The organism is Polynucleobacter sp. AP-Titi-500A-B4 (genome assembly GCF_018688095.1).
GTDB lineage: Bacteria > Pseudomonadota > Gammaproteobacteria > Burkholderiales > Burkholderiaceae > Polynucleobacter.
The window spans coordinates 1906185-1918819 of sequence record NZ_CP061311.1 but is presented as its reverse complement, the minus strand read 5'-3'; the positions used below and the strand labels follow the sequence as shown (position 1 = coordinate 1918819).

The 12635-nt window shown below is 46.0% G+C and carries 15 protein-coding genes; 10 read left to right on the top strand and 5 right to left on the bottom strand.

The annotated features are described in order from the left end of the window. The first annotated feature begins 1 nt into the window (after position 1). From FD968_RS09595 to FD968_RS09575, 5 genes are read left to right on the top strand one after another with little or no spacing between them, the layout of a single operon-like run. On the top strand, positions 2-793 hold the full coding sequence (locus FD968_RS09595; protein ID WP_251367567.1) for an SURF1 family protein: 792 nt from the start codon (positions 2-4) through the stop codon (positions 791-793). Between the two features lie 2 nt (positions 794-795). After that, positions 796-1452: a hypothetical protein gene (locus tag FD968_RS09590; protein WP_215365933.1), complete on the top strand. Its 657-nt coding sequence runs from the start codon at positions 796-798 to the stop codon at positions 1450-1452. Beyond that, positions 1452-2555, top strand: a complete 1104-nt coding sequence (locus FD968_RS09585; protein ID WP_215365931.1) for a heme A synthase — start codon at positions 1452-1454, stop codon at positions 2553-2555. The genes FD968_RS09590 and FD968_RS09585 overlap by 1 nt, the downstream gene beginning before the upstream one ends. Next, positions 2552-3445 carry a heme o synthase gene (gene cyoE, locus FD968_RS09580; protein ID WP_215365929.1) on the top strand — a complete coding sequence of 298 codons (894 nt, stop codon included), beginning with the start codon at positions 2552-2554 and terminating at the stop codon, positions 3443-3445. The genes FD968_RS09585 and cyoE overlap by 4 nt, the downstream gene beginning before the upstream one ends. A 1-nt stretch (position 3446) precedes the next feature. Next, the gene (locus tag FD968_RS09575; protein ID WP_215365927.1) at positions 3447-4037 is read left to right on the top strand and encodes an SCO family protein; all 591 of its coding nucleotides are present in this window, start codon (positions 3447-3449) and stop codon (positions 4035-4037) included. Positions 4038-4058: 21 nt separating this feature from the next. Here FD968_RS09575 and rpoH read toward each other — a convergent pair whose 3' ends face one another. Continuing rightward, positions 4059-4988 carry an RNA polymerase sigma factor RpoH gene (gene rpoH / locus FD968_RS09570; RefSeq protein ID WP_215365925.1) on the bottom strand — a complete coding sequence of 310 codons (930 nt, stop codon included), beginning with the start codon at positions 4986-4988 and terminating at the stop codon, positions 4059-4061. Positions 4989-5079: 91 nt separating this feature from the next. Next, on the bottom strand, positions 5080-5970 hold the full coding sequence (gene ftsY, locus FD968_RS09565) for a signal recognition particle-docking protein FtsY (RefSeq protein WP_215365922.1): 891 nt from the start codon (positions 5968-5970) through the stop codon (positions 5080-5082). Between the two features lie 63 nt (positions 5971-6033). Between ftsY and FD968_RS09560 the strand changes: the two genes are divergently transcribed. Genes FD968_RS09560 through FD968_RS09540 form a run of 5 tightly spaced genes read left to right on the top strand, consistent with a single transcriptional unit; the run spans position 6034 to position 10162 of the window. Next, on the top strand, positions 6034-7398 hold the full coding sequence (locus tag FD968_RS09560; RefSeq protein WP_215365919.1) for a pitrilysin family protein: 1365 nt from the start codon (positions 6034-6036) through the stop codon (positions 7396-7398). Beyond that, the gene (locus FD968_RS09555) at positions 7398-8738 is read left to right on the top strand and encodes a pitrilysin family protein (RefSeq protein ID WP_215365917.1); all 1341 of its coding nucleotides are present in this window, start codon (positions 7398-7400) and stop codon (positions 8736-8738) included. The genes FD968_RS09560 and FD968_RS09555 overlap by 1 nt, the downstream gene beginning before the upstream one ends. Before the next feature lie 34 nt (positions 8739-8772). Then, positions 8773-9345, top strand: a complete 573-nt coding sequence (gene rsmD / locus FD968_RS09550) for a 16S rRNA (guanine(966)-N(2))-methyltransferase RsmD (protein ID WP_251367566.1) — start codon at positions 8773-8775, stop codon at positions 9343-9345. 36 nt (positions 9346-9381) lie between these two features. After that, positions 9382-9879: a pantetheine-phosphate adenylyltransferase gene (gene coaD / locus FD968_RS09545; protein ID WP_215365915.1), complete on the top strand. Its 498-nt coding sequence runs from the start codon at positions 9382-9384 to the stop codon at positions 9877-9879. Between the two features lie 16 nt (positions 9880-9895). Beyond that, entirely contained in the window at positions 9896-10162 is a 267-nt protein-coding gene (locus tag FD968_RS09540) for a YfhL family 4Fe-4S dicluster ferredoxin (RefSeq protein ID WP_215365912.1), read from the top strand. Here FD968_RS09540 and pth read toward each other — a convergent pair. From pth to FD968_RS09525, 3 genes are all read right to left on the bottom strand, one after another. Beyond that, positions 10159-10749 (bottom strand): aminoacyl-tRNA hydrolase, encoded by a 591-nt coding sequence (pth, locus tag FD968_RS09535; RefSeq protein WP_215365910.1) that lies wholly within the window; start codon positions 10747-10749, stop codon positions 10159-10161. The genes FD968_RS09540 and pth overlap by 4 nt on opposite strands. Before the next feature lie 103 nt (positions 10750-10852). Then, positions 10853-11500, bottom strand: coding sequence for a 50S ribosomal protein L25/general stress protein Ctc (locus FD968_RS09530; RefSeq protein ID WP_215365908.1), 648 nt, complete (start codon positions 11498-11500; stop codon positions 10853-10855). A 135-nt stretch (positions 11501-11635) separates the two neighbouring features. Continuing rightward, positions 11636-12601 (bottom strand): ribose-phosphate pyrophosphokinase, encoded by a 966-nt coding sequence (locus FD968_RS09525; protein WP_215365906.1) that lies wholly within the window; start codon positions 12599-12601, stop codon positions 11636-11638. Positions 12602-12635 lie beyond the last annotated feature (34 nt).

Here is a 12635-nt window from a genome sequence, read left to right as displayed (position 1 = left end):
CTTGAATCCTTTAAATAGCCTGTTTGACAGCCTTGTCACAAAGCGCATAGTTGCTACTGTATCAGCCTTGCTGGTGATTGCGCTTGGTTGTGGAGCGGGTATCTGGCAGTTGAGCAGAGCGAATACCAAAATTGCTTTAGCTGCTAATTTATTGGCCAAACAACAAATGCCTATTTTGAATGCCAATACTGGAACTTGGGCTTTAGAGGAGGCGAGTGAGCGTCGCATGATTGCACGTGGCCAGTTCATTCCAGAGGCGGCAATCTGGTTGGACAACCGACCAAGGCCCATGCCTGCAGCAGGTGCTAGTGCATCGCAAGCCGGCTTTTATTTAATGATGCCCTTGCGTCTCGAAGCTCGTGATGAAGTGCTTTGGATTAATCGAGGTTGGGCCCCGCGCAACAATGAGAATCGAGAGACTTTGCCTTCTGTTAAAACGCCGGCTGGTGTAGTGAATGTCGAGGGTATTGTATTTGCTCACCCAGGCAAGGTTTATGAGTTGGGCGATGGTAAGCCATCGGCTGATGTTGGCAAGCCAAAAATCGAGCAAAATTTTTATTTGGTAGCAGAAGGTAGTCTTCGTGGCTGGACTCAAGCGCCCTTCATCTTGCGTGAAGAAGAGGCAGGTCTTAATGATGGCCTGTTGCGCGAGTGGGCTCCTCTGACAAGCGGAGTCGATCGCCATTATGCTTATGCATTCCAGTGGTTTGCTTTAGCCGTCTGCGGTTTTTTGTTTTGGTTAATTACTGGTCTACGGCAATATTGGCGCCAACGCGCTGGGAATGGGGTTTAAGGGTGAGTGATAAAGAGTTATTAATTCCGGCTTCACAGATGGATACAGCAGCAATCAATGCGCGGACTCGCCGTGGCCGCATTCAAATGCTCTTGCTATTGCTTGCTTGCGCGAGTCCTGTAATTGCATCCTACTTTGCGTACTACGTGATTAAGCCTGAGGGCGGAAAAACAAATTTTGGTACTCTGGTTTATCCCGCTCAAGAATTTAATAGTGCTTGGCTCGAAGTTCCTTTACAAGGTAAATGGACTTTGTTAATTGCGCGACCTGCAGGTGAGTGCCAAATTAAAGATACAAAGTGTGTTGAGGCATTATTTCTTATGCGCCAGACCAGAGTCGCAATGGGCAGAGAGAGTAAGCGGGTCCAGCTTGTGTGGGTCAATACGGATGGCAAGCCAGTTGATCCTGAGGTTTCTAAGGCTTATGACGAGCAGACGGCAGGACTCAAGGTAGTGTCATTGCCTGCAGATCCAAAGTCTCGATCTGAATTCGAGGCGTGGCTTAATAAAGAGGGTGCTGGTAAAGAGATTCAGTTGATTGATCCAAGTCCAGCGAAGATGATGTATTTCCCTGTCACGAATTCACCTAAAGAATTTTCTAGTTTTAAGAAAGATTTAGAAAAGCTCTTAAAGTTAAATCATAAGGGCGAGAATTTGTAATGCCCAATCTGGTTTTATTCTTAGAGTTGGCTGCTATTGCAATCCTATTTGCTGGCTTGCCATTGGCCTATCTTTGGACAAGACCGGGCTATAGTTTTTTTCAGAAACTCAATTGGGTCTTAGTATTTATGACCTTCGATCTGATTGTATTTGGCGCCTTTACCCGTTTAACCGATTCGGGTCTAGGTTGCCCAGATTGGCCTGGTTGCTATGGCACCTCTAATCCGTTTCATGCATTAAGCGATATACAACGGGCTGAAAGCGCCTTACCTAGTGGCCCTGTCACCGTGATGAAAGCCTGGATAGAAATGATCCATCGCTATTTAGCAATGACTGTGGGCGCGCTGATTTTGGTGCAAGTGGCATTGGCCTTGAATAAAGTCAAAACCTTAGGCAGGGTTCCGCTCATTGGTAGCTTGGGATTACTCTTGTTGGTATGTATTCAAGGGGCTTTTGGTGCTTGGACGGTAACTCTTAAATTGCAACCCATTATTGTGACCATTCATTTGATGTTAGCTTTACTTTTATTAGCTTGTTTAACTGCTTATGCACAGCAAGCCTGGGAAGAAAAAATTTCTGCTGTGCGCACATTGCGCATTAAGCCATTGCCGGCAGCTTTGTTATTGCTAGCGTTTCTGGTGCTTGCCATTCAGGTCTTCTTAGGTGCTTGGGTAAGCACCAATTACGCCGTTTTGGCTTGCCCAGATTTTCCAACCTGTCTGGGCGCAGCTTGGCCAGAAACTAATTGGGCCGAGGGCTTCACGCTTTGGCGTCAACTAGGCTTAAATGCGCAGGGAGAGTTTATTTCGCCGGTGGCGCTACAGACGATTCACTGGGCACACCGCCTCTTTGCTGTGCTGCTATTGCTGATATTTTCATTCTTAGGATGGAGGGCTCTTAAACTCTCAACGCCCGCAACACCAGGTTTGAGACGCTTCGCCAGACTTTTATTTAGCTTGCTCGTTTTGCAGATTTTGACTGGGATCTCCAATGTTGTCTTTCAGTGGCCTTTATTGGCTGCCTTATTACATACCGCAGGCTCTGCTGCTTTGGTATTCTGCTTAGTCAGATTGAGTTATTGGACTTCTTGGAAGTCACTATGAGTACATCAAATACAAAAATACCAATGGCGATGCCACGTTGGCGTCAGTACTGGGTTCTCACAAAACCTAGGGTGACTCAACTCGCAGTTTTCTGCGCAATCATTGGCATGTTCTTGGCAACACCGGGTATGGTCCCTTACCCAGTGCTCTTGGGTGGCATTGTTGGTATCTGGTTATTAGCCAGCGCAGCATTTGCAGTGAACTGTTTAATTGAGCAGGCAGTAGATGCCAAGATGAAGCGCACTTCATGGCGTCCATCTGCAACTGGTGAAGTAACACCATTTCATATTATTGTTTTCTCGATCATTCTTGGCTCATTAGGAATGATTATTCTCTGGAATTTCTGTAACCCATTAACCATGTGGCTGACGCTCGCAACCTTTGTTGGTTATGCCGTTATTTACACTTGGCTATTAAAGCCTGCCACCCCTCAGAATATTGTGATTGGTGGTCTGTCTGGTGCGATGCCGCCAGCGCTGGGCTGGGCAGCAGTAACCAATACGGTTTCAGCCGAAGCTTGGCTTTTGGTGCTTATTATTTTTGTATGGACGCCACCCCATTTTTGGGCCTTGGCTTTATATCGGCGTGATGACTATGTTCAATCGGGCTTGCCGATGCTCCCGGTAACTCATGGTGAGCGTTTTACCTTACTCAACATCTTGCTCTACACCTTAATTTTGATTGCGGCAACTTTATTGCCTTATATCTATGGCATGAGTGGCATGGTCTACTTGGTATCGTCAATTATTCTGGGTTTGATTTTCTTGGCGTATGTCATTGCGCTATTTATTTCCTATAGCGATGCCTTGGCTAAGAAAACGTTCCGTTTTTCAATTACCTATTTGTCTTTGCTCTTTGCGGCGCTACTCATAGACCATTACTTCCTCTAAGATGAAACTCACTTTTCTGCGCACTTGCTTCATTACTGCATTTTTAGTCCTTCTCGCTGGCTGCAGTCCGAAGCCTGAGTTTAAAAATATCGACATCACTGGTAGCACCGCATTTGGTAAAGACTTTAGCTTGGTTGATCCAGATGGAAAAGTGAGAACGCTCGCCGACTTTAAGGGCAAGGTCGTGGTGATGTTCTTTGGTTATACCCAATGCCCTGATATTTGCCCAACTACTTTGACAGAGATGCAGCAGGTCATGACCTTATTGGGTCCGAAGTCAGATAAGGTGCAAGTGCTATTTGTAACGGTTGATCCTGAGCGCGATACTGCGGCTATTTTGAAGCAATATGTGCCGTCTTTTGATTCACGCTTTCTAGGTTTACGTCCTGCAGACGAGGCTGCACTAGAAAAAGTGACTAAGGACTTCAAGATTTATTACAAGAAGGTTCCAGGTGCTAGCCCGGGCTCTTACACCATGGACCACACTGCTGGTAGTTACGCGTTTGATCCCGAGGGACGCTTACGTTTATATATCAAGCATGCTCAAGGTCCTGAGACCTTGGCGCATGACTTGAAAGAACTTCTAAAGTAAGCAGGAGTAATTAGAGTGGCTTTAAGCTGCTTGTGCTTGCAACATGCCGCGCATCTTTTTGAGGGCGGCTGTTTCAATTTGGCGAACACGTTCTGCAGAGATGCCATATTCATCAGCAAGGTCATGCAAAGTCTTGGTGCCATGACCATCAGCATCCATGGCCAGCCAGCGTGACTGCACAATGTTGCGACTACGCTCATCTAAGGCCATCAAGGCTTGATCTAATTTAGGGCCCTGTAATGCGTCTGTCTCTGCATGAGCAATACGCTCAGTAGGCTCTTGACTGTTGTCAGCAAGCCATTGGATAGGTGCATACGCAGCATCTTCATCGCTATCATCGCCTTCAAGTGCAACATCACCACCAGCAAGGCGCATTTCCATTTCTTTAACGTCTGAACCTTTTACATCAAGCGCTTTTGCTAAAGCATCCACTTCAGCAGGTGTGAGTGCACTCAAAGTAGGTTTATTGCTGCGTAAGTTAAAGAACAGTTTGCGTTGTGCTTTGGTTGTTGCCATTTTGACCAAGCGCCAATTCTTGAGAATGTACTCATGAATTTCTGCTTTGATCCAGTGGATTGCGTAAGACACTAAGCGGGCGCCATTGTTTGGGTCATAACGTTTGACCGCTTTCATCAAACCAATGTTCCCCTCTTGAATGAGGTCAGCATGTGGAATGCCATAGCCAAGATATTGGCGCGCAACAGAAACGACGAGACGCAAATGTGAAAGCACTAAAGTTTTAGCGGCCTCTACATTTTCAGTGCGACGAAATTCCTGCGCAAGATGTAACTCTTCTGCAGCACTAAGCATGGGTACGCGATTAACGTAAGCAATATATGAATCGAGCGTGCCAACCCCAAGGGATGGCAGCATCGGAAATGCGGACGCCGCTGCAGCCTGCGCTACAGGCAGCCTTTGCAAATTCGGTTTGTCAGATTTCTTTTGAACCATTTTTTTATCGATATGAGGTGTTAATAGAAGACTATTTTAGCACTCTTGTCAAGAGAGTGCTAATGCTTTAGATGATCTGTAAGTGGTTGAATTAATTGAATAATTCAGAAGAATATTGCCTCGCTGTGAATGGGGCTAAATCTTCAATTCCCTCACCTTTGCCTAGGGCTAAAACAGCCGGTTTTGGACCATCTTTAAGGGTATGGGCTAGGGCACAGATTACGCCGCCTTTAGCGGTGCCATCAAGCTTGGTCACAATGATTCCCGTGAGCCCCAAGGCTGCATGGAAGGCCTTCACCTGGCTTAAGCCATTCTGACCCGTATTGCCATCCAAAACTAATAAGGTGTGGTGAGGGGCTCCAGGAAGCGCTTTACCGATGACGCGCTTTACCTTCTTCAGTTCCTCCATCAGGTGATCTTGAGTGGCAAGGCGTCCAGCTGTATCGATAATCAGAATATCGCTTTTACGAGAGATGGCTGAATGGATTGCATCGTGCGCTACTGCTGCTGCATCACCACCTTCTTGCGTGATGACATCAACCTGATTACGTCCACCCCATTCTTGCAATTGATTGCGTGCCGCCGCTCTAAAAGTGTCGCCTGCTGCAAGAAGCACTGATTTGTCTTGAGATTGAAAGAGCCTGCAAAGCTTACCAATGGTGGTTGTTTTGCCTGCGCCATTGACTCCAACTACAAGCCAAACCTCAGGAATGCTGTCTTGGTGGCTTTTAAATAATGGGTTCGGAGACGGCTCTAAAACCCGTAATAGAGCTTCAACCTCTTGAATGAGGAGTGTCTGTAGCTCTTCTGGGCTTGAGGCTTTCTCAGATTTAGCCGCTTTACGTAACTTGCTAATCAATTGCTCAGTCGTGGGTAAGCCCACATCACTTTGAATGAGTGATTCTTCTAAGGTATCAAACCAAGCATCATCAGTCTTGCTGGATTTGAATAGAGATCCGAGGGTTTTACGTAAGCCGAACATAATCGATACAATTTAATCCTTGCATCTTATCAATTTAATTCTTGGGATATGGTGATTTAGCAGATGCGTTCCAATTTACTCCGAATTTCTTTCCTGTTATTGCTGTGTACTCAATTATCTTGGGCGGCTGGCAAAGATCCTGCAGATACCCATGAATTTGTGCTCAGCAATGGCCTCAAACTCATTGTGAGGGAAGACCATCGTGCTCCAACTGTGGCGCATATGGCATGGTATCGCGCTGGTTCGATGGATGAGGTCAATGGTAAAACCGGCGTTGCTCACGTTCTTGAGCACATGATGTTTAAGGGCACCCACAAGGTAAAGGCGGGTGAGTTTTCTCGTTTAGTGGCTGCTGTTGGCGGCCGCGAAAATGCATTTACTTCTCGAGATTACACCGCTTACTTTCAGCAAGTTGAAAAATCAAAGTTGGATGAAGTCATCAAGTTAGAGGCAGATCGCATGTCAAACTTGAATTTCGATGATGCAGAATTCTTAAAAGAAATTCAGGTGGTGATGGAGGAGCGCCGATTACGGACGGAAGATAACCCTAGCAGTCTGCTAAATGAATCGCTGATGGCAACTGCTTATATGAGCTCTCCATATCGCCATCCAGTGGTTGGTTGGATGAATGATTTACAAAATATGACTGCTGCTGATGCCAGAGATTGGTATCGTAGTTGGTATAAACCAAACAATGTAACGGTAGTGATTGCTGGCGATGTTGATCCCAAAAAAGTGTTAGCGACTGTAGAAAAATATTACGGTGCAGTAGCTCCACAAGAATTACCAGTTCGTAAGCCACAAGTTGAGCCGCCACAAAAAGGCGTGAAGCAGGTCCAAGTAAAGGCTCCAGCAGATAGTGCACAATTTACTATGGCCTGGAAAGCTCCGCGCCTTGAGCCTGGCAAGCTAGACAATCCTGAGCCATATGCACTTGAGTTGCTCACTGCGGTACTGGATGGCTACGACAATGCACGTCTGAATCGCTCACTCGTAAAGCAAGAGAAAGTTGTTAATGATGTGGGTGTTGGATACGATATGGTCTCGCGTGGGCCAGAGTTATTTCTGATTAGCGCCACAATGGCTAAAGGAAAAACGGTTGCACAAGCGCAATCTAGCATTCGTAAAGCCATAGAAGAGATTAAGCAAAAGGGTATTTTGGAGTCTGAGCTCAAGCGCATCAAGGTACGCATCCTCTCGGATCAGATTTATAAGCGTGATTCTATTTTTGGTCAGGCGATGGAAATTGGCAGTACTGAGATGGCTGGGTTCTCCTGGAAAGATATTGATTCCATGCTGGAAAAAATGCAAACCATTACTCCAGAGCAAGTACAAGCTGTTGCCAAAAAATATTTAGTAGATGACGGTTTGACGATTGCTGTTTTAGATCCTCAAGCGCGCAAGGCTGTTAGTAAGGAGAGCAAATAATGAGAGCTCTCAAGCAATGTATTGCCACAACGCTTTTGGTATTTGGTGTGGTTACGAGTGCAAATGCCATATTGCCGATCGAGAAGCTTGATCACTATAAGGGTGCTAAAGCCTATTTAGTTCAAACCAAGGCACTGCCGATGGTCGATATTGAGGTCAGCATTGACGCCGGCGATCGGTATGACCCAGCGGGTAAAAGCGGCTTAGCGGATATGGCTGCAGGCCTCATGAATTATGGGGTTCGTGGTGACAAGGGCTTATTGAACGAAGCTCAAATTGCTGATGAGATCGCCGATCTTGGTGCAAATATTGGCTTATCAGTAAGTGGTGAACGCGCTATTTTGCGTATTCGCACTTTGAGTAGAAAAGATTTGCGAGATCGGGCTGTGCAACTTGCGGCATCAATGTTGAGCGCACCAACATACGATGCCAATATTCTTGCTCGAGAAAAGCAAAGAACCATTACTAGTTTGCTTGAAGCAGAAACGAAGCCAGAATATGTATTGGAGCGCCGTTTCAAAAAAATGGTCTACGGTTCTTATCCTTTAGCAGATACCCCATCAGTTAAATCAGTCAGTACTATTACTACGGGAGACTTACAGCAATTTTATAAACAGTTCTACCGCGGCGATAGAATGATTGTCAGTATTGTGGGCGACGTTGATTCAACTCAAGCAAATGAGATTGTGCAGACGCTATTAAAAAGAATTCCACAATCAGGAGGCCCTGTGATTGCATCTTTACCGGACTTTCAGCGTTCACCAGCAGAGCCTTTAAGCCAGCGTGAGGCGCAGATTCCATTTGACTCCCAGCAAGCGCATATTACGATGGGCATGACGGCAATAGCACGCAACAACCCTGATTACTTTCCACTGTTAGTGGGTAATTATGTTTTGGGTGGTGGTGGATTTGTGTCTCGTTTGATGGGTGAGGTTCGTGAAAAACGTGGGCTTGCCTATAGCGTGTTTAGTTATTTTGCGCCAGGCAAAGATACCGGCATCTTTCAGGCTGGCTTGCAAACCAAGAGCGATCAGGGAGCCTTAGCTCTTGATGTGATGAGTACTACGATCGCAAAATTTATTGCTGATGGTCCCACTGCTACTGAGCTTATTGCAGCAAAAGCGAATTTGATTAATGGTTATCCGTTGCGTATTGATAACAATCGCAAGCTCCTGGATAACGTGTCATCCATTGCTTGGAATGATTTACCGCTTGATACGATGGAGATTTGGACTAAACAAGTTGAGGCGGTTACCTTAGAACAAGTGACTGCTGCATTCCAAAAATATCTTGCGATGGATCGTATGAAGATTGTTGTCTTGGGGGCGCAAAATAAATAAGCCTAAGTCTCTCAAGGCAGAGCCCCCTAAAAAGGTGCGCATCATTGGAGGCGCTTGGAGAAGCCGCTTATTAACAGTATTAGATTTGCCTGGCCTACGCCCAACGACGGATCGCATTCGAGAAACTGTATTTAACTGGCTTGGTCAAGATTTAACGGGCTTGCGCTGTTTAGATTTATTTGCAGGAACAGGGGCTCTCGGTTTTGAGGCGGCTTCACGTGGTGCAAGTTTTGTTGCGCTTCTGGAGAAAGATAAAAAAGCTTATAAAAACTTGGTGACTAATTTATCACTACTGCAATCATCGCCTGTAACTGGAGTGGTGGAAATTTTGCAAAGAGATAGCGTAGAGTTTTTAAAACAACAGGTAGATCGCTCAAGTAACCTCATCTTTATTGACCCCCCCTTTCAAGACGCATCATTGCTAGATCACGCCGTCATTGAGGCCGGCAGAATTTGCGATGACTCTGGTGGCGGGGGCATTTATGTCGAATTTCCCTCAAATCGACCTCGCGAAGAGATAGAAGCCCTACTGCCAGACTGGCATTGTGGAAAATACTTAGAGGCGGGGCAGGTAAAAGCCTGCCTTTTCCGGTCTGGAAGAGGCTAAACTCTTGCCTGTAGCCGATAAAGCCTTAGGAGAGTTATGACTGTCGCTGTATATCCAGGAACATTTGATCCATTCACACGTGGTCACGAGGATTTAGTTCGTCGCGCCTCCAGTATTTTTGATGAGCTGATTGTTGGTGTTGCCTCAAGTCGTAGCAAGCATCCTTTTTTCACTCTAGAAGAGCGAATTGATATTGCCAGGGAAGTGCTGGGGCATTACTCCAATGTGAAGGTGGTTGGCTTTCAAGGCTTGTTAAAAGATTTTGCTCGCGAACACAATGCACGGGTCATCGTACGTGGTTTACGCGCAGTATCGGACTTCGAATACGAGTTTCAGATGGCGGGCATGAATCGCTATCTCTTGCCAGATGTAGAGACACTATTTTTGACCCCATCTGATCAATATCAATTTATCTCTGGCACTTTTGTTCGTGAGATTGCTTCTATGGGTGGTGATGTGAGTAAGTTTGTTTTCCCATCTGTCGAAAAGTGGCTTGTTCAAAAGATTGCTGCTGCCAATCAAAACAATAAGTAAGGCCATCGAGTAAAAAATGGCTCTCATGATTACCGACGAATGCATCAATTGCGATGTATGCGAGCCAGAATGCCCTAATGATGCAATTTATATGGGCTTAGAGATTTATGAGATTGATCCTAGTAAATGCACGGAGTGTGTGGGTCACTACGATGCGCCCCAGTGTCGTCAGGTTTGTCCGGTGGATTGCATTCCATTTAATCCCGAACATACAGAAACCCAAGAGCAGTTAATGGTGAAGTTCAAACTCTTAACTGCCGCCAAAAAGGCCAATACAGCCTAGCCTTTCGAGTGAAGTTCCATCATCGCGGTTTGAGTATCACCCTTTAAAAATAGCGGCAAAATTTGCAAACCATTTTCAATGCTGGTTTCAATAAGTTTTTGCTCGGCTAATTGCGGTCTACGTAAAACATAGTCAGCAACATCCATGGGTCGCCCATCACCAGCGACATCTCTCGGATGCCCGATGCCTAGACGCAGACGCCAGTAATCTGGTGTACCCAAATGCGCTTGAATATCTTTAAGGCCATTGTGACCACCAGTACCTCCGCCCAACTTGATCCGAGCAGTTCCCGGTTTGAGATCAAGTTCATCTTGCACCACCAAAATATCTGCGGGCGTGATTTTATGGAAGCGACAGAGTGCGCCAACGGCTTGTCCGCTCAGATTCATGTATGTACCAGGCTTTAATAGAAAAAGATCTTCCCCTTCCCATTTCGCTTTTGCTACTTTTCCGTGAAAGCGTTTTTCTGATTCAAAGCGAGCGTTTAATTGTTTTGCTAAGGCATCGACAAACCAGAAGCCAGCATTGTGCCGATCTTCTTCGTGTTCATCGCCCGGATTGCCAAGGCCAACTATTAATTTTGTCATGATGAGAGTGTAAAGATATAAGTGGATTTCGACAAAAAGAAGCAAGAGATAAAAAGAAAGCCCGCTTGCGCGGGCTTCTTTCGCAAACAGATGACTTAATAAATTAAGCTTTGTCCTTTGCATCAGCAGCAGGAGCGGCTGGAGCTGCAGCGGCTGCTGGAGCAGCTTCTTCAGTCTCAGCAGCTTTAACAGCTGGGATACGTGCATTTGCAATCACTGGGTTCTCTTGCTCAACATGCAATACCAAAGCAACACCTTTTGGCAATGCCACGTCTTTAGCGTGAATAGAGTGACCCACTTCAATTTTGCTCAAGTCCACCTCAAGAAACTCTGGTAAGTCTGCTGGTAAGCAAGAAACTTCGAGATCATTGAGGATGTGGCTAATAACGGCACCTTGCAATTTCACGGCAGCTGAAGTGTCAGCATTAGTGAAGTGCAATGGAACGCGCATATGAACTTTCTCAGTCGCAGAAACGCGCTGGAAGTCAATGTGCAAAACCAATGGCTTGAATGGATGCATTTGGTAATCGCGCAACAACACTTTTTGTGTCTTGCCACTAATTTCCAAATCCAAAATAGATGAGTGGAATGCTTCCTTGCGGAGAGCATGGAACAACGCGTTATGGTCTAACTCGATGACCAAGGCTGGATCTTTACTACCGTAAACGATTCCCGGAGTTTTTCCGGAATTGCGCAGACGGCGGCTCGCACCCGTTCCCTGTACGCTTCTTTCAAAGGCTACAACTTTCATATTAAATTCCCTTTTAAGGTTAATTTCCGTTCGCGACCAAACGGAAAAGCCTTCAATTATATCGTGGGAATGAAGATTTTTGCCTACAAATGCCCTAAAACTGCCAAAAAACGGGGTAAAACGGGGTTTTTTGGCTTATTCAGCAAACATAGACATAACTGAGTCACCCTTGCTGATGCGAGAAAGGGTCTCGGCTAGCAATGGGGCTACCGTCAATTGACGGATTTTGCTCACTTTTAAGGCTTCTGCAGTTAATGGGATGGTGTCGGTGACAACCAACTCATCTAATTCGGAGGCGGCAATACGAGCTACAGCTCCGCCTGATAGAACGGCGTGAGTACAGTAAGCAGTCACACCCTTGGCACCACGCTCTTTAAGCGCTTCAGCAGCCTTACAGAGGGTTCCGCCGGTATCAATGATGTCATCCATGATGACACAATGGCGACCTTCTACTTCGCCAATAAGGTGCATTACTTCAGATACGTTGGCCTTAGGGCGGCGTTTATCAATAATCGCCAAATCCGTGCCTAATTGTTTTGCCATGGCGCGAGCGCGAACCACGCCACCGATGTCTGGAGAAACAATGATCAAGTCTTTTTTAGTCTTTTGTGCTTCTAAGTCAGCCAACAGAACAGGGGAGGCATAAATGTTATCTACTGGAATATCAAAAAAGCCTTGAATTTGGTCGGCATGGAGATCCATGGTGAGAACGCGCTCAATGCCAGCAACGGATTGCAGCATATTTGCCACGATACGAGCGGAGATAGCAACACGCGCGGAGCGTGGGCGGCGATCTTGACGTGCGTAACCAAAGTAAGGGATTACTGCGGTGATACGACTTGCAGATGCACGCTTCAACGCATCAATCATGATCATCAATTCCATCAAGCTGTCGTTCGTTGGAGCGCAGGTTGATTGAATCACCACGACATTTTTGCCACGAACGTTTTCTTGAATTTCTACTTGGATTTCACCGTCTGAGAAACGACCTACAAAGGCTTTGCCCATTGGCAACTTGAGCTCTTTGGCTACAGCCTCAGCCAAAACCGGATTTGCGTTGCCTGTAAATAAAGTCAATAAATCAGAGTTTGTGGAGGACATAGTCTTAAGGATTTTGTAGGGTCAAAAGGTTATC

Excerpts from the sequence above, each read along its gene's own strand:
- FD968_RS09575 (WP_215365927.1), top strand. The coding sequence starts at position 3,447 with ATGAAACTCACTTTTCTGCGCACTTGCTTCATTACTGCATTTTTAGTC.
- coaD (WP_215365915.1), top strand. The coding sequence starts at position 9,382 with ATGACTGTCGCTGTATATCCAGGAACATTTGATCCATTCACACGTGGT.
- FD968_RS09530 (WP_215365908.1), bottom strand. The coding sequence starts at position 11,500 with ATGAAAGTTGTAGCCTTTGAAAGAAGCGTACAGGGAACGGGTGCGAGC.
- FD968_RS09540 (WP_215365912.1), top strand. The coding sequence starts at position 9,896 with ATGGCTCTCATGATTACCGACGAATGCATCAATTGCGATGTATGCGAG.
- rpoH (WP_215365925.1), bottom strand. The coding sequence starts at position 4,988 with ATGGTTCAAAAGAAATCTGACAAACCGAATTTGCAAAGGCTGCCTGTA.
- FD968_RS09560 (WP_215365919.1), top strand. The coding sequence starts at position 6,034 with ATGCGTTCCAATTTACTCCGAATTTCTTTCCTGTTATTGCTGTGTACT.
- FD968_RS09525 (WP_215365906.1), bottom strand. The coding sequence starts at position 12,601 with ATGTCCTCCACAAACTCTGATTTATTGACTTTATTTACAGGCAACGCA.
- cyoE (WP_215365929.1), top strand. The coding sequence starts at position 2,552 with ATGAGTACATCAAATACAAAAATACCAATGGCGATGCCACGTTGGCGT.
- pth (WP_215365910.1), bottom strand. The coding sequence starts at position 10,749 with ATGACAAAATTAATAGTTGGCCTTGGCAATCCGGGCGATGAACACGAA.
- ftsY (WP_215365922.1), bottom strand. The coding sequence starts at position 5,970 with ATGTTCGGCTTACGTAAAACCCTCGGATCTCTATTCAAATCCAGCAAG.
- FD968_RS09585 (WP_215365931.1), top strand. The coding sequence starts at position 1,452 with ATGCCCAATCTGGTTTTATTCTTAGAGTTGGCTGCTATTGCAATCCTA.
- FD968_RS09555 (WP_215365917.1), top strand. The coding sequence starts at position 7,398 with ATGAGAGCTCTCAAGCAATGTATTGCCACAACGCTTTTGGTATTTGGT.